Source organism: Marivirga sericea (genome assembly GCF_900177665.1).
GTDB classification, from domain to species: Bacteria; Bacteroidota; Bacteroidia; order Cytophagales; family Cyclobacteriaceae; genus Marivirga; species Marivirga sericea.
Genome location: NZ_FXAW01000003.1, coordinates 111,947 through 130,917 on the forward strand (window position 1 = coordinate 111,947; position 18,971 = coordinate 130,917).

The 18,971-nt window shown below is 34.5% G+C and carries 21 protein-coding genes; 4 read left to right on the top strand and 17 right to left on the bottom strand.

Annotated features, from left to right (window positions below):
- Positions 1–2: 2 nt before the first annotated feature.
- The 3 genes from B9Y84_RS08130 to B9Y84_RS08140 form a co-directional block, all read right to left on the bottom strand.
- Positions 3–1,304 (bottom strand): UDP-glucose dehydrogenase family protein, encoded by a 1,302-nt coding sequence (locus B9Y84_RS08130; RefSeq protein WP_085516596.1) that lies wholly within the window; start codon positions 1,302–1,304, stop codon positions 3–5.
- 272 nt (positions 1,305–1,576) lie between these two features.
- Positions 1,577–2,791 (bottom strand): outer membrane beta-barrel protein, encoded by a 1,215-nt coding sequence (locus B9Y84_RS08135; protein WP_085516597.1) that lies wholly within the window; start codon positions 2,789–2,791, stop codon positions 1,577–1,579.
- A 75-nt stretch (positions 2,792–2,866) separates the two neighbouring features.
- Positions 2,867–5,254 carry a TonB-dependent receptor gene (locus B9Y84_RS08140; RefSeq protein WP_085516598.1) on the bottom strand — a complete coding sequence of 796 codons (2,388 nt, stop codon included), beginning with the start codon at positions 5,252–5,254 and terminating at the stop codon, positions 2,867–2,869.
- A 94-nt stretch (positions 5,255–5,348) separates the two neighbouring features.
- Between B9Y84_RS08140 and B9Y84_RS08145 the strand changes: the two genes are divergently transcribed.
- Positions 5,349–6,002 carry a MarR family winged helix-turn-helix transcriptional regulator gene (locus tag B9Y84_RS08145; protein ID WP_085516599.1) on the top strand — a complete coding sequence of 218 codons (654 nt, stop codon included), beginning with the start codon at positions 5,349–5,351 and terminating at the stop codon, positions 6,000–6,002.
- Between the two features lie 284 nt (positions 6,003–6,286).
- Here B9Y84_RS08145 and B9Y84_RS08150 read toward each other — a convergent pair whose 3' ends face one another.
- The 6 genes from B9Y84_RS08150 to B9Y84_RS08175 all read right to left on the bottom strand — a co-directional run bounded on the left by B9Y84_RS08150 (position 6,287) and on the right by B9Y84_RS08175 (position 11,785).
- Complete coding sequence (locus B9Y84_RS08150) at positions 6,287–6,766, bottom strand: sterol desaturase family protein (RefSeq protein ID WP_085516600.1); 480 nt, start codon at positions 6,764–6,766, stop codon at positions 6,287–6,289.
- A 25-nt stretch (positions 6,767–6,791) separates the two neighbouring features.
- A complete protein-coding gene (locus tag B9Y84_RS08155; RefSeq protein ID WP_176223750.1) occupies positions 6,792–7,637 on the bottom strand; it encodes a 4-hydroxy-3-methylbut-2-enyl diphosphate reductase in 846 nt (281 codons plus the stop codon).
- 9 nt (positions 7,638–7,646) lie between these two features.
- Positions 7,647–8,489, bottom strand: coding sequence for a phytoene/squalene synthase family protein (locus B9Y84_RS08160; protein ID WP_085516601.1), 843 nt, complete (start codon positions 8,487–8,489; stop codon positions 7,647–7,649).
- An 11-nt stretch (positions 8,490–8,500) separates the two neighbouring features.
- On the bottom strand, positions 8,501–9,976 hold the full coding sequence (locus B9Y84_RS08165) for a phytoene desaturase family protein (RefSeq protein WP_085516602.1): 1,476 nt from the start codon (positions 9,974–9,976) through the stop codon (positions 8,501–8,503).
- A 12-nt stretch (positions 9,977–9,988) separates the two neighbouring features.
- The gene (locus B9Y84_RS08170) at positions 9,989–10,492 is read right to left on the bottom strand and encodes an RNA polymerase sigma factor (RefSeq protein WP_085516603.1); all 504 of its coding nucleotides are present in this window, start codon (positions 10,490–10,492) and stop codon (positions 9,989–9,991) included.
- Between the two features lie 357 nt (positions 10,493–10,849).
- Positions 10,850–11,785: a MerR family transcriptional regulator gene (locus B9Y84_RS08175; protein WP_085516604.1), complete on the bottom strand. Its 936-nt coding sequence runs from the start codon at positions 11,783–11,785 to the stop codon at positions 10,850–10,852.
- A 170-nt stretch (positions 11,786–11,955) separates the two neighbouring features.
- On the opposite strand from B9Y84_RS08175, the gene B9Y84_RS08180 reads away from it, so the two are divergent.
- The gene (locus B9Y84_RS08180) at positions 11,956–12,258 is read left to right on the top strand and encodes a DUF4286 family protein (RefSeq protein WP_085516605.1); all 303 of its coding nucleotides are present in this window, start codon (positions 11,956–11,958) and stop codon (positions 12,256–12,258) included.
- A gap of 42 nt (positions 12,259–12,300) precedes the next feature.
- On the opposite strand, the gene B9Y84_RS08185 is transcribed toward B9Y84_RS08180, so the two are convergent.
- The 4 genes from B9Y84_RS08185 to B9Y84_RS08200 are packed head-to-tail and all read right to left on the bottom strand — an operon-like array spanning position 12,301 to position 13,354.
- Positions 12,301–12,531: a hypothetical protein gene (locus tag B9Y84_RS08185; protein ID WP_085516606.1), complete on the bottom strand. Its 231-nt coding sequence runs from the start codon at positions 12,529–12,531 to the stop codon at positions 12,301–12,303.
- A 1-nt stretch (position 12,532) separates the two neighbouring features.
- Positions 12,533–12,832 carry a thioredoxin gene (gene trxA, locus B9Y84_RS08190; protein ID WP_085516607.1) on the bottom strand — a complete coding sequence of 100 codons (300 nt, stop codon included), beginning with the start codon at positions 12,830–12,832 and terminating at the stop codon, positions 12,533–12,535.
- 2 nt (positions 12,833–12,834) lie between these two features.
- A complete protein-coding gene (locus B9Y84_RS08195; protein ID WP_176223751.1) occupies positions 12,835–13,035 on the bottom strand; it encodes a heavy-metal-associated domain-containing protein in 201 nt (66 codons plus the stop codon).
- 10 nt (positions 13,036–13,045) lie between these two features.
- On the bottom strand, positions 13,046–13,354 hold the full coding sequence (locus tag B9Y84_RS08200; protein WP_085516609.1) for a rhodanese-like domain-containing protein: 309 nt from the start codon (positions 13,352–13,354) through the stop codon (positions 13,046–13,048).
- Between the two features lie 150 nt (positions 13,355–13,504).
- Between B9Y84_RS08200 and B9Y84_RS08205 the strand changes: the two genes are divergently transcribed.
- Positions 13,505–13,846: a hypothetical protein gene (locus B9Y84_RS08205; RefSeq protein WP_139827987.1), complete on the top strand. Its 342-nt coding sequence runs from the start codon at positions 13,505–13,507 to the stop codon at positions 13,844–13,846.
- Positions 13,847–13,880: 34 nt separating this feature from the next.
- Here B9Y84_RS08205 and B9Y84_RS08210 read toward each other — a convergent pair whose 3' ends face one another.
- From B9Y84_RS08210 to B9Y84_RS08225, 4 genes are all read right to left on the bottom strand, one after another.
- Entirely contained in the window at positions 13,881–15,368 is a 1,488-nt protein-coding gene (locus tag B9Y84_RS08210) for a M28 family peptidase (protein ID WP_085516611.1), read from the bottom strand.
- Between the two features lie 17 nt (positions 15,369–15,385).
- A complete protein-coding gene (locus B9Y84_RS08215) occupies positions 15,386–16,300 on the bottom strand; it encodes a bile acid:sodium symporter family protein (RefSeq protein ID WP_245830840.1) in 915 nt (304 codons plus the stop codon).
- A gap of 47 nt (positions 16,301–16,347) precedes the next feature.
- Positions 16,348–17,388 carry a quinone-dependent dihydroorotate dehydrogenase gene (locus B9Y84_RS08220; RefSeq protein WP_085516612.1) on the bottom strand — a complete coding sequence of 347 codons (1,041 nt, stop codon included), beginning with the start codon at positions 17,386–17,388 and terminating at the stop codon, positions 16,348–16,350.
- A gap of 231 nt (positions 17,389–17,619) precedes the next feature.
- Positions 17,620–17,922 (bottom strand): DUF3276 family protein, encoded by a 303-nt coding sequence (locus B9Y84_RS08225; protein WP_139828000.1) that lies wholly within the window; start codon positions 17,920–17,922, stop codon positions 17,620–17,622.
- A gap of 136 nt (positions 17,923–18,058) precedes the next feature.
- Here B9Y84_RS08225 and B9Y84_RS08230 point away from each other — a divergent pair, with 136 nt between their 5' ends.
- Positions 18,059–18,964 (top strand): DUF58 domain-containing protein, encoded by a 906-nt coding sequence (locus tag B9Y84_RS08230; protein WP_085516613.1) that lies wholly within the window; start codon positions 18,059–18,061, stop codon positions 18,962–18,964.
- The last annotated feature ends 7 nt before the right edge of the window (positions 18,965–18,971 follow it).

Sequence of the window (18,971 nt, forward strand, 5' to 3'; positions counted from 1 at the left end):
CATTATGATCTTCCTATACTAAAATAAGTGAAGCCTAATTCCCTCATCTGTTCAACTTCATACAAATTTCTACCATCTAAAATCAATGTTTCATTCAATTCCTTTTTGATTACATTGAAATCAGGAGTTCTAAATACTGGCCATTCGGTCATAATCATTAAGGCATCTGCCCCTTCCAATGCCTGGTAAGGATTATCTGCATAGGTAATTTTACTACCAAGCTGCCCTTTGACATTCTCCATCGCTTCCGGATCATAAGCTTGTACTTTAGCTCCTGCCTGGATGAGGGCTTCTATATTATACAATGCCGGTGCCTCTCTGATATCGTCTGTATTAGGCTTAAATGCTAATCCCCACATTGCAATGGTCTTTCCTTTTAAATCATTTTTGAAATAGCCATTTAGATTATCCATTAAGCGGGTTTTCTGCGTGGTATTCACATCCATTACCGCATTCAATATTTTAAAATCGTAATTAGCATCTTTAGCTGATTTCGCCAGTGCTTGAACATCTTTTGGAAAACAACTACCCCCATAGCCAATACCTGCAAAAAGAAATCGCTTCCCTATCCGAGTATCGGTTCCAATGCCTTTGCGCACCATGTCTACATTGGCACCTAGTTTTTCGCAAAGATTAGCTATTTCATTCATAAAAGTAATCTTCGTGGCTAAGAAAGAATTGGCTGCATATTTAGTCAATTCCGCAGATTTTTCGTCCATGAAAATGATAGGATTACCTTGACGGACTAAAGGAGCGTAAAGTCTATCCATTATTTTGATTGCCCTTTCCGACTGGGTTCCAATTACCACTCTATCAGGCTTCATAAAATCATCTACGGCTACACCTTCTCTCAAGAACTCAGGATTAGAAACCACATCGAAATCCACTTTGGCATGCTTAGCAATAGCGGCATGCACTTTATCAGCAGTTCCTACTGGAACAGTACTTTTATCTACCACTACAGCGTAATTTTCAAGGATATGCCCTAGATCATCCGCCACTTTCAAAACGTATTGCAAATCAGCAGCACCATCTCCACCAGGAGGTGTAGGTAATGCTAAGAAAATAACTTCCGCATCTTTAATTCCTTCTTTAAGGTTGGTAGTGAAATCTAATCGTTTCTGTTTTATATTTCTCTCAAAAATTACTTCCAGACCCGGTTCATAAATAGTTACTTTACCTGATTGTAATTTCTGGACTTTGGCTTCATCTATGTCAACACAAGTCACGTGATTGCCGGTCTCTGCAAAGCATGTTCCCGTTACTAATCCTACATAACCTGTGCCTACTACTGCTATTTTCATTTAGTGATAGTTTAATTATAAATCTAAATTTAAGTTTACAACAAAACATGTAGTTGTAACCATTAATTTATTCAAAATCAAAATTAAACTATTATTTTTAAGAAATTAAATGTACTTGATAAAATCATACAGTAATGTCAAAATTCGATGATAGAAGAAACTCAAAAGTATATTTTTAGTAAAGATTGATAAATCGGCAGCCTCAAAGACAAAATGATCTTTATCAAAATTCACCAATCTGAGTAAATCAATTTCCAGTGATGCTATAATACTTAACGAAAATTGTATCCAATTACCATTGCATTATTATAATTCATGAATTGCTCATAAACTCTTTGGAACAGTATATCTTGACTATCTCTGCGGTATTCTAAACTGAATTTTTTCCATTTTATTCCAGCTCCATAGCTAAAATTAAATCTTGTTTGAGCAGAATGATCTTGACCAAAGTCCAAATCAACGTATGAGTTTCCGACATGAAAAGTATGCTGTACTTTAAAATTTAAAAAAAGATTTAGATTTTCTTTTAAATACATTTTATACCGTATACCTAAAGGAATATCAATAGAGTAAATTTGATATTCATATTCTCGATCTAGACCCTGATCAACTACTGTTGTAGAAGAGGCTAATTGTTTGTAGGTTGGTTCAAAAATAACTGACCACTTATATTGATTTACCTTCAGAGGTATTTCCACTTCTAATCCTAGGGTATAAGATGTGTTTCTAGGAACTTCTATCTCTTTTGCTGAATTGGGTGAAGCAAAAATATACCTGCTTTTAGCGGTATTAACTCCCGCCTTAAATGAAAAATTGGCAACAGTTTTACCTTCTGGTCTTAATTCTTCATATCTTTTAATTTTTGAACTAGAACATTGATTAATTTGTAAAAAATATGAAATCAAATTATTTTCTGATAATCTCATGTTTTTTACAAAACTATTTAGCTTCTCTGTTTCACAAGTATTGATGCGTAATAGTTGTTTTAAATACTCATTGCTTTTAGCAAATCCATTGCCAGTAACAGCAAATTTCTTGTTAACCAATTGCTTTATTACTCCATTATCTTCAGAATAGAAATAATCTTTATATTCACCTTCTTCTATCATGTACAGCGAAAATTTTGACTCAATCAAAACTTTTAGAATTCGTTGATTTTGATTGAATTCAACCTTTCTTTTTATTGCAATACGTTGCTGATTATTATCGGAAATATCCTCCTGTACAATTCTATTTACAAATTTAATTCTATCTCCAATTTGAATCGATTTAATTTCATCTGCATCTATGCTATAGACAGTTTGATTATCTAATGATTTCACTGTAAAATTATCTGGGGTGGAAGACCATCCAAAGTTCTTCACATAACAAACAATAGTATCAGCGAACTGATCTATGTAAAACCCTTTTTCAAATTCGATTTGAGCATTCGCTTTGCTACAGATCACTAATAGTATTATCGAAACTACGAAGGTGATATTTTTCATTTGGTTGAAAGTTTAATGTTAAAAATTTAAAAATATCAAAACTTTCTGGAAAACCACCTAATCCGTTAATATAAATTAGAAATCAATTACAATACCCAAGTTAGGTAATAAGGAACTATTACTAACATCTGCAATCCTAACCAATTCCCTAGGCTGTTGAATTTCCCCGTCATCATTTCTCCTTAAACCAAAGCTAGGTTCAGAGGGTAAATCCTGAACAAATGCATTTTGAACTTCAAAGAAAATATTGAAGGTCCAGTTGTCAAAATTCCATTTTTTATCGATTCTAATATCTGTTTGATTAAACGGATCAAGTAATAAATCTCCTTGTCGAGAGTAATCTCTCACAATGTTTGGGTATGAATTTAATGTAGCTTCTTGGTCAACTGGCGCAAGTGGAGTTCTTCCTAAATAACGAACCCGAGCACTCAACTCCCAATTATTTCCAAATTTGTAACCTCCCGTGAAAGTCAGTAAATTCCTATTGTCCCAAGTGGACCTTAAATATTCATCTTGATCAAAACCCGTAAATTCACTTCTATACAGAGTGTAGGCTAAAATTGCATAAAAATCTTTTGTGAGCTTTCGTTGGTACAAAAATTCCATACCATATGTTCTTCCTAGTCCTACACTTTCAATATTCTCATTACCTAGCACTGAAAAACCACCCCCCAGATTCGCTAATGATACGCTATCCACAACAGAAACAGGATAGTTATCATATTTCTTGTAAAAACCTTCAATACTGAAACGAGAGGATGGAGTAACTAAATATTCTATACCCGCAACCAAATGGTCGCTTTGGATATACTCAGCTTCCCTATTCGCATAGTTATCATTTTGATCAGTAAAACCTAAAATCGTGTATGGTGGGATTTTAAAATATCTACCTACCGATGCATTTACAGTCCATTTTCGTTTTTTGTCAAAGGTATAGGAGGCTGAAAATCTTGGACTAAAGGTTCTGTAAATTTCATTACCCGTATCTGTAAAAGTATTTCCATCTACTCTGAAACCAGCGGATAAACCTAGTCTGTCATTTACAAAACTTCGTGAAGCTTGTCCATGTAGGCCGTAGCGAGTGAAATTTAGACTATTATCATAACTGAAACCTCTGTTTTGATCTATCAATTCGGAATTATTAGAATATATGGCCTCTTGCACTATAAACCCTGTATTTAAGGTCCAATCCTCCATGAACTTTGTTACATTATATCGGAGCTTTACCTCTTGCTCTTGTGAATTATTGCTGAACACTAAACCTTCCTGATTTACATTATCTTCAAATTGCTCAAATTGATTATTCAAAATATTGGTACTTAACGCTGTTGTCATAAAACCTGAATTATCCTTAAATCTTCGTTTCCAACTTAAGCCGGAAGTTGTACTCCATTGCTGAATCACAGGTATCTGATCCAAAACTGCTTGTTGTTCAGCATCAAAATCATCGGGAGCATTAATTGTCAAATCATCGATAGACCCAACACCTGTAAAAACCAATTCATTATATTCATCGAATTTATGCGTTAGTTTGTATTGATAATCCCAATAATCCGGCAAGAATGGAAGATCTATCGCCTGAAATAACAACTGTAAATAAGACCTTCTAACAGAAGCAATGAAAGAGGTGTTGCTAGCCTCTTCATCTTTCTTTTTGAATAAAGGACCTTCAGTGGTTACGGCCGCTTCACTACTACTTAACCTAAAATTATTTTTAAACTCTCTTCTATTTCCATCTCTTTGATCAAACTGCAGAACACCGGAAAGAACATTATCATATTGACTTCCAAAAGCACTGGATGATAGAGTAACCCCTTCAAAAAAAGATACATTTAATAATCCAACAGGACCACCAGCACTTCCTTGAGTACTAAAGTGATTGATATTAGGAATTTCAATACCATCCAAATAGTAAACATTTTCGTTTGGCGCACCACCTCTAATAATAATATCATTTCTGAAACCACCAACTGAACCACTAACTCCTGGCAAAGATTGGGCTACTTTCGCAATATCATTATTTCCCCCTGGATATGTTGCAATTTCTTCTGGTGATAATTTTTGAATAGAAAGTGGCGTTTCCTCATTTTTCTTAAACGGATTAGCTCTGACTGTCACTCCTTCTAGTTGCTCTACATTTTCTTGTAAATCAAAATTAACATTAGGGATTCCTCCAGAACGTACGGTCACGTTGAATTTTGAAGCTTTTTCATAGCCAACATAAGAAGCCGTTACTGTATAAGATTTTGGCTCGATATTTTTGATTTCGTAAAAACCTTCCACATTTGTAACAGCACCTAATTCAGTACCTTCAATAATTACGGTTGCTCCAATTAGTGGCTCCTCGGTTTTGGCATCCTTAACATATCCTCCGAAACTTGCCTGACCCTGTGCTAAAACTACTTGAGCGTTCACTAATAAAACAACTAGGGTACTCATTAATCCCAAAAAGTAACGTATCATTTTCTATTTTTAAGTTTATGATTTAATATTATTACAAATTCATAACATTTATGTTACAATCTTGTTTTAATATTAGTACAAAAATTTTTAATAAATGTTAGATAAAGGAATTAAGCTGTTGGAACTCTACAGGATATTCATAAAAAAAAACCCAGACGGTGACTTACAAGAGTTTGGAAAAAGTTTATCTAATCAGGAAGAGGGCGGTGAAAAAGAAGATGATTTGTCAGAGATGAGCAAAAAGATGCCATTTCCATTCCCTGCTCAATCTGCAGATGAATATATAGGTTGGGTTTGGGGACGAATGATGAGTTTTACTCAAATTTGGGAGAAGAAAGCTTTTGCTAATCAACCCCTCCACAATTTAACTGAATTTGGCATTGCTTTATTTGTAATGAGCCATGAAGGTTGCAGTAAATCTGAGGTGGCGAATCATTCGCTTCAAGAAAAAACTACCATTTTTGAAACCATCAAAAGACTGGTGAAGAATGGGATTTTAGAAGAAAAGTCAAATGAGAAGGATAAACGAAGTAAAGATTTGAAACTTACTGAGCTGGGTAGAATTGCAAGTTTTAGCGTCATGACGAAAGCCAATGAAGTGAGCCAGCATTTGGTTGGGAATTTGAGCAAAGCCGAAAAGGTTAAGCTTTTTGATTCACTTATTAAACTCGATGGCTATCACATGCATTGCTATGAAAAATACAAAAATGAAGATTGGGAAAAATTAAAGGCTGAGATGCTGGATTGAAAATTCTGGAGTAGCGCCTTTTACGCAAAAAAATCTCGAACACTTACCCACCACTTTAGCTAGGATACTCAGAGAAGCAAAGTTTTTGCCAAGAGAATCTTAATACAAGGAAATCTAGATTACGATTGTATTGTGAAAACGAAATGTAATTTAAGTACCAGTCTGTTTGCAACTCATATCTCAAGTTGGCAATCGCCTTTACGCTGTTATCTCATTAAAAATTCGCAATTTGAAGAATCTTCATTGCAAATGAGGAATATTTTGAATTTTAAGGAAAAAGTATTTTAAGCATTACTTTTCTCTTCTTTAGGCTCGTATTTTTTTGGAGCATAAAGAAAGCCAAAAGCTTCTGCTCCTTCTTTAGAGTGCACTTCATGATGAATATAATGAGCCCTTATCATTCTTTTGAGATAAGAATTTTTAGCTTTAAATTTTATTTTCATTCTTCTATGGACTAGTATATCATGAAACAACACATAGAAGACCCCATAGCAGGCTACGCCTATTCCAACAAACAACAACCACCTTAACTGTGGAAATTCAATACCCGCCATGATTAGGCTAGCTGAAGGAACACTAAAAACCACAGCAAATAAATCATTTCGTTCTAGTGTATGATTATGGACTTTATGATGTGATCTGTGCCAAGTCCACAAAAACCCATGCATAATGTACTTATGAGTAAACCAAGCCACTCCCTCCATGAAGAAGAAAGTTCCTACAACCAAAAAAGCATAAAATAATATGGTCAAAACTTCTGACATGACTGCAAATTAACTAAGATTTGGATTAAAATTTCAATAATTCGTCTCGAACTTGCTCCATTAACCACATAGGGGTTGATGTCGCTCCACAGATTCCAACTGAATCATTTTCCAAAAACCAGCTTTGATCTAATTCTGTGATATTAGAGATGAAATACGTATTTGGATTCTTATCCTTACATACATTGTATAGAACCTTTCCGTTAGATGATTTTGTTCCCGAAACGAAAACAATTTTATCAAATTCTCCGGCAAAGGATCTTAATTCCTTATCTCTATTAGAAACCTGTCGGCATATAGTATCATTTGCATTTACGCTAATACCCGCCTCAGTCAAGATTTCTTTAATTTTATAAAAATTATCTGTGCTTTTAGTAGTTTGACTATATAAAGTCATTTCTCTAGGTAAGCTGTCAATATCTAATTCACTGATATCTTGAAACACTACCGCTTCTTGATTAGTCTGTCCTAATAAGCCTTCCACCTCGGCATGTCCATGCTTTCCGTATATATAGATCTGCTCTTTTTTATCGAAGGAGTTTTTAATCCTATTCTGTAACTTTAGTACAACTGGACAGGATGCATCAACAAGTGTAAGATTATTTTCAATCGCTAATTTGTAAGTTGAAGGGGGTTCTCCATGAGCTCTAATTAAAACTCTTTCATTGGTTAATTCCTTTAAAGCATCTCTATCTATAATTCTCAGGCCCTTAGCTTCTAATCTTTTAACCTCTTCATCGTTATGCACAATGTCCCCCAAGCAATAAAGGTACCCTTGTTCTTCCAGCATATCTTCTGCCATTTCTATGGCATAAACCACTCCAAAACAGAATCCGGAACTATTATCGATCTTAACGTTTAGGTTCATCATGGGTAATTTTTATAGCGTATTAAACTGATGTTTAACATAACTACCTAACAGCAGAAATAGTTTTTTAGAATCAGTCACTCTCACTCTTTCTTCTAAAATCTTATTGGGTGGAAATTTCTTTATCTTATCAAACAACTTCAAGTAATAAGTGTAGGCTAAATAAACTCCCCACCTTGCACCTCTAGGTAAATTAACTATACCCTCATAAGCGTGGTCAAAATCTTTTTGAATATCTTGTTCTATTTTCTCTTTATGTGAGAAAGAAAAGTCGTTAAAATCTACTCCGGGAAAATAAACTCGTCCTCTTTCGTAGTAATCTGATTTTATATCTCGTAAGAAGTTTACTTTTTGAAAGGCTGAACCAAGACTCTTTGCTGCAGGTAGTAATTCTTGATACTCTTGTTCATCTCCTTCGCAAAATATTTTTAAACACATTAAACCTACTACCTCAGCAGACCCATAAATGTATTCTTCATATACACTTTGGGAATAATCAAGATCTTGCAGATCCATTTCCATACTGTGCAAAAATGCCTCAATCAAAGCATGATCTATTTGATACTCATTTACTACCATTTGAAAACAATGCAACACAGGATTTAAACTTATTTCCTGTTCAATAGCTTCATAAGTCTGCTCTTTAAAATCTTGCAAAAGGGAGGCTTTATCTTTCTCATGAAAGGTATCTACAATTTCGTCTGCATAGCGAACAAACCCATAAATAGCATAAATGGGATAATGAAATTTCTTATCGAGACTTTTGATCCCTAAACTGAAAGACGTACTATATCTATTCGTAATCAGCTTACTACATTCAAAAGTAGTTTGGTTAAATAATTCTTTGGCATTCATACGCTAAACTCTTAATTGAAGTCTTTCATCACCTCTTTTCCCACGACCTGACCTGATATTAGCGATGGTGGCACACCAGGACCAGGTACGGTCAACTGTCCTGCATAATAAAAATTTTTCAGGTTCCTATTTTTTAAAGCCGGCTTTAAAATAGCTGTTTGCTTTAAGGTATTCGCTAAACCGTACGCATTTCCTTTAAAAGAGTGATAATCCTTTATGAAATCATTATGCGCATAACTACGCTTATAAGTTACATATTTCTTTATATCTTCTCCTAATATTTTCTCCATTCTATCCATAATAAGGTCATAATATTTTTCCCTTATATCCTCACTATCCTCTAAGCCGGGAGCAACAGGCATTAAAATAAAAATATTCTCTTTTCCTTCTGGAGCCACAGTTTTATCGGTTTTTGATGGAGCGCTTACATAAAACAACGGCTCTTCAGGCCACTTCGGATTTTCGTAAATCTCATGAGCATGAGGACCAAAATCATGATCAAAAAACAAATTATGATGTACTAAACCCTCTATTCGTTTATCAATACCCAAATAAAATATCAACGATGAAGGCGCCATGGTGCGATTTTCCCAATATTTGGCATCATAATTTCTAAACTTTTCAGGAAGAATTGATTGATCGGTGTGTTCGTAATCAGCTGAAGATACTACAACATCTGCATCATATGAAGCATTTTTGGTTATGACCCTTTTAGCAATTTTTCCATCACACTCCACAGATATTACTTCTTGATCGGTTTTAAACTTGACCCCCTTTTCTTCGGCCAACTTTACCATCCCCTCAACAATCTTATGCATACCACCTTTTGGATACCAAGTCCCAAGGCTGATATCCGCATAATTCATCAAGCTATATAGCGCTGGAGTATTTTCAGGAAGCGCGCCCAAAAATAAAATTGGAAATTCCATAAGTCGAATGATTCTTTCATTCTTAAAAAACTTTCTAACGTGGCTGTAGATAGATGAAAAAATATCCATCCTAACCATATCAAAAAGCAACTTAACACTCATAAACTCCGTGAGCGAACGACCTGGTTTGTACACCAAATCATTTATCCCTTTTTCGTATTTATATGCTGCTTGCTTAAGAAACTTGTCTAGTTGTGCACCACTGCCAGGCTCTAATTCTTCCAACATATTTTTAAACTCCTGCATCTTGGCAGGGACTTTCAATATGTCATCTTTACCGAATACCACGTGATAGGAAGGGTCTAATCTTTGAAGATCGTAGTAATCTGATACTTTCTTACCATAGGTTGCGAAATATTTCTCAAACACATCCGGCATCCAATACCAGCTTGGACCCATATCAAAAGTAAAGCCCTCAGCTGTGAACTGACGGGCTCGTCCTCCTAAATCTTTATTTTTTTCTAAGACTGTAACATCACAGCCGCTGTTGGCTAGATAAGTTGCAGTAGATAAACCTGCAAAACCAGAACCAATTACTACTACTTTTTTATTTGCCATTCACTTATAAAATTATGCATATATCTTCAATGCATCCTTTAACTCTTTTCTGGCAATATGGATTCTATTTTTTACAGTTCCTATTGGAATATCTAATTTTTCAGCAATTTCATGATATTTGAAACCTCTATAATGCATCATGAATGGTTCTTTATACACATCGTCTAATTTTGAAATTTGACTTACAATGTCGGCCATAGCGAATGAACCATAAGCAGAATTTTGCGCAATATTTTCAGTTGAATTAATGAAGTGCAAGTTTTCGGTTGTATCAATGAAAGTTTTTCTCCTTACCATTCTTTGATAATTGGTAATAAAAGTATTTTTCATGATAGTAAACAACCATGCCTTTAAGTTGGTACCTTCCGAAAATTTCTCTCGGTTTGAAAATGCCTTCAATACAGTTTCCTGAATTAAATCATTTGCCTGCTCCATGTCCTTCGTCAGCCTTAATGCAAAAGGTTTCATAGATTTTGTCATGTTGTTAATCGCGTAACCAAATTCTAATGCTGTCATGATTGTCAATGTTTAATGTTGTTTAACAAATCTATACTTTAATTAAACAATAACCAAATATTTTGTTTAATTTTTTTATTCTTTCATTAAACATAATAAGTAATCTATAACTGACTACTATAGCAAATATCAATTTAAGTCACAATGAGGCACTTTTTCAATGTACCTACATACAATAATAGCGTCTAAGAAATGTTGAACATTATTAATCTGATGCTTGCAACTTTTAAGTTTTTGTCCACATCAACAATACACAAATAAAATTTAACCCATCAATCATTGAACTAAGAAATGACCAAAAAAAAAGCCATCCGATAACGGATGACTTAATATCTAACTCTTTAAGAGAATTTAATATTACTTATATCTCATATCTTTTTGGCTAACTGGCCTTTTTGGAGACAATTCGATATCTTTTTCATTGATGAAGTCTAGTAGATCCTCCATCTTCATTATGAACTCAACGTTCTTCTTCCTTTTTATATCCTGTCCAATCACTTGGAAACCGCCAACAAATAAAGTTGCGCTACTGAATAAGTCTGCAACTTCATCAATATACTCTTGTACTTCCGATTTTTTTGGGGCAGCTGTACAGATCGTCAATACATAATCAGGCTCATGAATTTCCCTCACTGAATATAAATCTGATTTTGGAAGATTTTGTCCTAAGTAAATAACTTTAAACTTCCTTGCTCTTAACAAAAACGAGGCAAACATTAAAGATAGTTCATGCAATTCACCCTCCGGCAGATACAATAACCACTTTCCTTTAGACTCTCTCTCTGTTACATATTGACCATCAATTGCAACAGTCATCTTCTGACGTATCAAATTAGATATAAAATGCTCTTGAGCAGGCAGTATACTCCCTGTTTGCCATAACATTCCGATTTTAGCTAAAAACGGATAAATAACATTTAACATCGTCCGTTCAAAGCCATACTTAAGAATATTATTGTTTAATATGCTCTCAAACCTATCCTCATCCATATCAATCATACTCAAGGTCAATGAGTTGATTTGATCAGGAAATCTGAGATTAGTTTCTGCTATCTTCAATACCTCTTGGCCCAGCTCCTTCTCACTCATTTTTGCGATTTTAGAGATCTTGTAACCGTTTTCCTTTAAGGTGGAAATATTTAATACCAGTTTTAAATCTTCATCGCTGTAATAACGGATGTTGGTTTCAGTTCTTTTGGGCTCTATAAAATTATATCGTTGCTCCCAAATTCTCAAGGTATGTGCCTTGATCCCTGATAGGTGTTCTAAATCTTTAATTGAATAACTACTCACTTTGCTTCTCTCCTTTCTACTTACCGGTTTAAATTAATAAATTAAAGTTGAATCTTATTGCACTAAATCTTTTAAGGGTTGATAAGTGAAAAAATAACCACGAGACATTAAAAATGTTTTAAATAAAGAAAACATTGTGCCAAATTTGTAAAAAAAAATCGAAAAACGCCATGATTATTTATAATGTTACTGTGAATGTTGAAAAAGAAGTGGAAGAAATCTGGGTAAACTGGATGAAAGAGATCCATATTCCTGACATTTTAGCAACTGGTTTGTTTCACGAGCATAAGATGCTACGTCTATTAAATGAAACGGAAGGAGAAGGAGAAACTTATGCCGTGCAATATTTTACGGATGAACTGGACAAGCTAGAAAAATATATGAGCGAGGAGGCTCCAAGATTACGGGATGAGCACAATAAAAAATTTCAAGATAAGTGTGTTTCTTTCAGGACTTTCTTGGAAACCGTTTGAAGTAAAAAAGCAAATGCTCAATCAATTGAGCATTTGCTTTTTTTATGTGTTTTGCTTTTTCAAAGACTTCACTAACATCTCTATAAGACGATACACTAAAAACACCCATGGAGCGCCATGCATCAATAAATCAAAGTAATCAGCAGCTTGCATACCTTCTCCCCCACCCATTATCCAACGTATTTTACCGAAAAAATGAGGCTCGGGAAAAAATGGGGCAAGTCCTAAAGTAAGTACTGCTATAATTGGAAGGATTAATCTATTGGTTTTCATGTTACTTGCTCAACTGATTAATGTGGGACATAATTGTGTTAGGATCTACTACTCCTGCTTGTCTCCATTTAATTTCACCTTTTTGAAATAAAATTAATGTTGGTATGCTTTGCACACGGTATTTTGAAGATGCTGCTTGGTTCTTATCAACATCCACTTTAATCACTCTTACTTTGCCTTTCATTTTTTCCGCCACTTCTTCCAAATAGGGTGCCATCATCTTACAAGGCCCACACCAGTCGGCATAGAAATCAACCAAAACAGGTGTTTCACTTTTAATTAAATCTCCAAAACTTGCCATTATTATGATTTTACGGGGTAACCCAAGTTACCCAATTTCTCTTTTACTTCAGCTAATGAAGTTTTGCCATCACTATCAAGCTCAAGCTTTCCCGTTGATATATCAATATCTCTCACTTCTACGCCTTCAAGATCAGCCAATCCATTTTTAATAGCATCAACACAACCTCCGCATTTTACATTCTTCACTTCCAATATTTCCATTTTGCGCATCTTATTTTTTGTACTGATTCCAAGCTTGAATTCCGCCATCTAAATTGTACAACTTATCGAATCCGTTGCTTGCCATAAAACCACAAGCTGTACTACTTCTGTTACCACTTCTGCAATACACTAAATAAGTTTTATCTTTATCTAGCGCTTTGATATCTTCAGCAAAAGTTGGCCCCATAATATTGATCACTTTAGCACCTTCAATAAATCCCTCGACTTCTTCTTCAGGAGAACGCACATCGATTATTTCAGTATTTGCCTCTTTTGAAAGCTTATCAAACTCCTCTGCTGTTATGTTTTTATGATTCATATTGTTCTATTATAAATTAACCTTTAGATTTTTACAAAGATACGGTTTTTAGCAAAGCTTTGTTTGTAACAGGAGTTACAATTATCTCGATCAGTAGCAATCTTCCAACCTATTCATTTGTTTTAGAGTCTTTCACAAAAGAATAATGCCATGAAAATTAAACTTTTAGCTGTTTTTCTTTGCTTATGCTTTATAAGCTGTAAAAAAGATATGGAAAGCGATTTGGAAGCAGAAGTCATAAAAGTCAATCTTGACGGCACCGAGTTATACACCTACAGTTTTGGTGACTCTTTCCCGGTAGAAGGTGGTTGGGAAATTAAAAAACAAGCAGAAAACTATCTGATCAGTGAAATGAACTGGACTGAATATCAATATCAGGCTAAAGAAGGTTTCAAAGGCATAGAAACTGTGGAGATCGTATTATCTAGTAGTATAGGTGACAATAATTTCATAGATCAGAAAAAGTGGATTTTTGAAATTAGAGTGAAATAGGCTCCCAAAAGAGAATTTCAAGAGCCTACTTTACTTATTTGTCGGAATAAAGTGACTCCCCCGCCTCGTAATATTTATCGCCTTCCGTCCAGAAAGGCGTTTCGTCATCGTTGGCAATTAAGCGAGCAGACAGTACAAAAGCTCTAAAGAATTGTTCCATATAATCGTAATCAATGCTTTCAGGATTGTCAGCTTGTTGATGATAATACTTTCCGATTTCAGCATCGAAGGCAGTGAACCCCAAACTGAAAGTTGGCGCTGGAATACCCTTCTTAGCAAAATTGACATTATCACTTCGATCAAATAATCCTTGCTCGCCAGCAGGATCATCAATTGCCTTTAGACCAAATTCCTTAGATGCTTCTTTGATATGTTTTCCTGCAGTTGTTCTTTCTAACCCAATGATTGTTGTTAAACTAGTGTCGTTATAGCCGCCATTATCGCTATTAAAACAATAAACCATTTGATCTAATGGAAGCAATGGATTTTCCACATAGTAAGAACTTCCTAGTAAGCCTTTTTCTTCAGCAGTAAACAATATAAATAGTGCAGAGCGTTTAGTCGGATTTTTAGCAATACTCTCTGCAGCGCTCATCACTGTAACGACACCCACTGCATTATCACGCGCACCATTATAGATCGAGTCTCCTTCTGCATTTGGCTTTCCTATTCCTAAGTGATCGTAGTGTGCCGAGTAAATAATAAATTCATCCTTCAGCTCAGGATCTGTTCCTTCTACCATACCAACAACATTTTTAGAGGGCATTGGTAATTGCATAGCTTGCCCGATTGTAACTGCTAATCCAGGCTGTCTTTTTGTATTAATTTTATCTAACCATTGCTTTTGATCATCCTTCACCCAAAGTTTAAAAAAAACACTTTGCTTATCTTCAGAAGCGAAACCTATAGAGGACCCTCTTCCCATAAAACTCTTAAAGGTCTTCCAATTATCAGGATTTTCAGTATGTAATTCAATTATCCCTATTGCTCCCGCCTCCTTTGCTAAGCTTGATTTTTTACCACTGGCTTGGTATATAAATCTATAATCTTGATTATCTTTTTGTCCCGCTATGACTACTGCAATTTTTCCCTCAATATTCTTTTTATTGAAATCTTCTTCCGATCCATAATTAAGGAAAATATAATCGGATTCTAAATCAACACCTGAGCCCTCCACTCTCAATAGGTTCTCAGCCTTCACTACATCTTCGCCAATTTTAAGTGCATAAGCGTTTGGCGCAACATTTTTGACCAAGGGTACTTCTTGAAAATATCCCTCAGTGGCTCCCTCAACTGGTGCTACCCCATAGCGTTGAAAAGTAGTAGAAATATATTTGGCGGCCACATCAATTCCAGGAGTACCTGTCTCCCTTCCTGCTAATTCATCCGAAGCCAAGAAATAAATATGACCTTTTATTGTATTTTTTTTGATCGTATATTTTACTAATTCAGCTTCATCCTGTGCTACAGTCCAAAGTGATGTCAGCATTAAAGCTGCAATAATCCATAATTTTTTAGTCATAATTTGATAATTTTATTTTACGATAAAGATAGTTCTTTTAAAGCCTCATTCGAATTTTGTTTTTTGGAAACCAAAATAACTACAGCAGCGGTCACAAACATCAATAAACTGTAAATTGCTGCAGGTACTGCCATCTGTGTATTATTTAAGATTGCGGGACTTAGTGCTAATGCAATAGCTAATGTACCATTTTGGATACCAGTTTCTATTGCAATTGAGCTTCTTTGCCTCTTATTCAAACCAAATAGCTTACCTAAAGTAAAGCCCAGCAATAAGGCAGACAAATTTAAGATAATTGCCGCCACTCCTGCTTGCTCGAAATAAGGAATAATATTTTCTCTTTCTTTTAAAATTGCGGCTGATAAGATCAAGACAAAAAAGACCGTAGAGATAATATTCATAGCTTTCTCAGATCTCAAGGCAAAATTTGGACGTTTTCTTTTGATGATCATTCCAATTACCACTGGAAAAATAGTCACTAAAAATATTTGAATGAAGGTCTTGAAAAACGGAAGTGTAATCGCCTTTTCTCCCGTCATATAATACGCTAGAGCTATATTAAGCAAAATGGGAATAGTGAAATTAGTAATAATGCTGCTAATAGCTGTTAAACTTATAGAGAGCGCTAAATCAGCCTTTGCCAAATGAGAAATCAAATTAGAAGTTGCCCCTCCTGGACACAGTGCAATTAAAATCAAACCAACTGCTAATTCCGGAATGGTGAAAAACAAAGATGCAAGCCCAAAGCCTATCAAAGGCAAAAGGATAAGCTGGCTAACCAATCCGATAATAGCCGCTTTAGGGTAGACTGCGACCTTTTTGAAATCACTGACCGTTAGGGTCATCCCCATCCCTAACATAATAATACCCAGAGCTAAAGGGAGAAATATGGCTGTTACAACACTTTGTTCCATGTCTGAAGTTTTTAACATGTAAAATGCTGAATTTATTTCTAATGTGCAATTAGCAATTGCTAATTTTAAGCATTGTGCTTTTTCAGGATTGTATTATTGATATTTCTTATTAATGCTGGACCTTCATAAATAAACCCCGTATACAGCTGTACTAGACTTGCTCCAGCTTCCAATTTTTCAAGAGCATCTTTTGCTGTCATTATACCGCCAACTCCAATGATAGGAAAAGCTTTGTTTGATTTCTTGCTTAAGTACCGGATTACGTCCGTTGCTCTTTTATTTAAAGGCATTCCACTCAATCCACCATTTCCTATTTCATCCACTACCGCTTTAGAAGTTTTCAAACCATCGCGACTTATGGTGGTATTGGTAGCAATTACACCATCTATCTTCGTTTCATGGACAATTTGAATAATATCATCTAGTTGGTCATTTGATAAATCAGGAGCTATTTTCAGTAGAATAGGTTTTACCTTTGTTTGCTCTTCATTGAGTTTCATTAAATGGTTTAGCAATTGCATCAAGGGTTCCTTTTCCTGCAATTCGCGTAAACCAGGGGTATTTGGGGAGCTCACGTTTACTACAAAATAATCAACATAGGGATAGAGTTTTTGAAAACACTTTTCATAATCGTTAAATGCTTCTTCATTGGGTGTAACTTTATTTTTTCCGATATTACCCCCAATAATGATTTTACTTTTTCTCGATCGTAATCTTTTGATAGCTTCATCAATACCTTGGTTATTGAATCCCATTCTATTGATGATTCCGGTATCATCTTGCAATCGAAATAATCTAGGTTGAGGGTTTCCAAGCTGGGCTTTGGGTGTAATAGTTCCAATTTCTATAAAGCCAAAACCTAACGAAGCCAACTCATCAATTAGCTTTGCATCTTTATCGAAGCCTGCAGCTAAACCTACTGGATTAGGGAATTTCAAACCGAACAATTCTCTCTCAAGCTTTGGAGACTTTACTTGAAATAAACTTCGATTAATGGCTTTAACACCTGGAATATTAAAGATAAATCTTGTGAGTGAAAAGGTAAAATGATGCGCTCTTTCAGCAGATAACTGAAATAATAATGGTCTGATGACGGATTTGTACATTAATTCAGATTTCAGAAATTAAAAATCGTTTATTAGATTTCAAATTTCCGATATAGAATTAATATATCCTCGCAATTGACAAAAAATAAATAGTTTTTTAAAAAGATATGATAAAGCTTCTAAAAAGAGAAGCTTTATCGCATTGCATTTTTTTCTTATTTACTTAAAAATGCTTTAATAGTATCAATAACCAATAAAATGCGGTAAATAAGTAGTTACTCACAAATGATTTTAATCCCAACTCATTTCATCATCTTCATCTCTATCGAATTGAGTGAAGTCAAATTCTGGCATTAAATCTGTTTTGATGTGATCAACACTTTCATTCAAAGCACTCACAAATTTATTAAAATCTTCTTTGTACAAGAATATTTTATGCTTTTCAAAAGTAAATCCATCATCCTTGGGCTTTCTTTTGCTTTCAGTGATAGTTAAATAATAATCGTTAGCTTTCGTTGTTCTTACATCAAAAAAATAAGTTCGTTTTCCTGCTCTTACTCTCTTTGAAAATAATTCTTCCTGTTCTCTTTCCATAAACTCTTTCACTACTTCTTCTAAATGTTGTCTTTTTATTATTTGGCTTAAATATAGTATAAACCCTAACACTTTTGCAAATTGACCTTATTAAATTGCCAAAACATAACATTAAATAAAATAGTATATAATATTTATGGACATATCATTAGAAAACCTTCCTGAAATTCCTTCATTAGACTTATTAGCCAAGCAACTAGTAGAAGGATTTATTACTGGTATGCATAAATCTCCTTTTCATGGTTTCTCAGTCGAATTTGCCGAGCATCGTTTATATAATAGCGGTGAAAGCACTCGTCATATCGACTGGAAAGTTTATGCTAAAACAGATAGACTATACACCAAGAGATATGATGAGGAAACCAATTTAAGAGCTTACATTTTGTTAGATAATAGTTCTTCTATGTATTATCCTTCTCAAAACAATGGAAAAATCAGATTTAGTGTATTAGCCGCTTCTACTTTAGCGTATTTGTTACAAAGACAAAGAGATGCTGTTGGATTGATCTCCTTTTCCGATCAAATTGATGTTTTTACAGAGGCAAAATCAACTAGAGCACACCTCCAAAATATTTTTGTTCATTTACAAAAAATCTTAAAACAAAACCAACAACAAAAAAGCACTGAACTAAGCAGAAGCTTGCATATTGTAGCTGAAAAAATCCATAAGCGTTCTTTGGTCATTATATTCAGTGATTTAATGACCAGACCAGAGCAATTGGAAGAGTTTTTTAAAGCCATTCAACACATAAAGCACCGTAAGCATGAAGTGCTTTTTTTTCAAGTGAATGAACCTTTGACGGAGCTTGACTTTGAGCTTGAAGACAGGCCTTATCTAATTGAGGATTTGGAAAGTGGACAAAAAATGAAATTAAATCCTTCCCAAATTAAAGAAACATACCATAAGAAGGTTGACGATTATTATAAACAGATAGCTCTAAAATGTCATCAATACAAAGTGGATCTAACTAAAATTAATATCAATGATAATATTCAGAAAGTACTTGCTGAATTCTTGATTAAAAGAAATAAAATGAATTAATTATTTT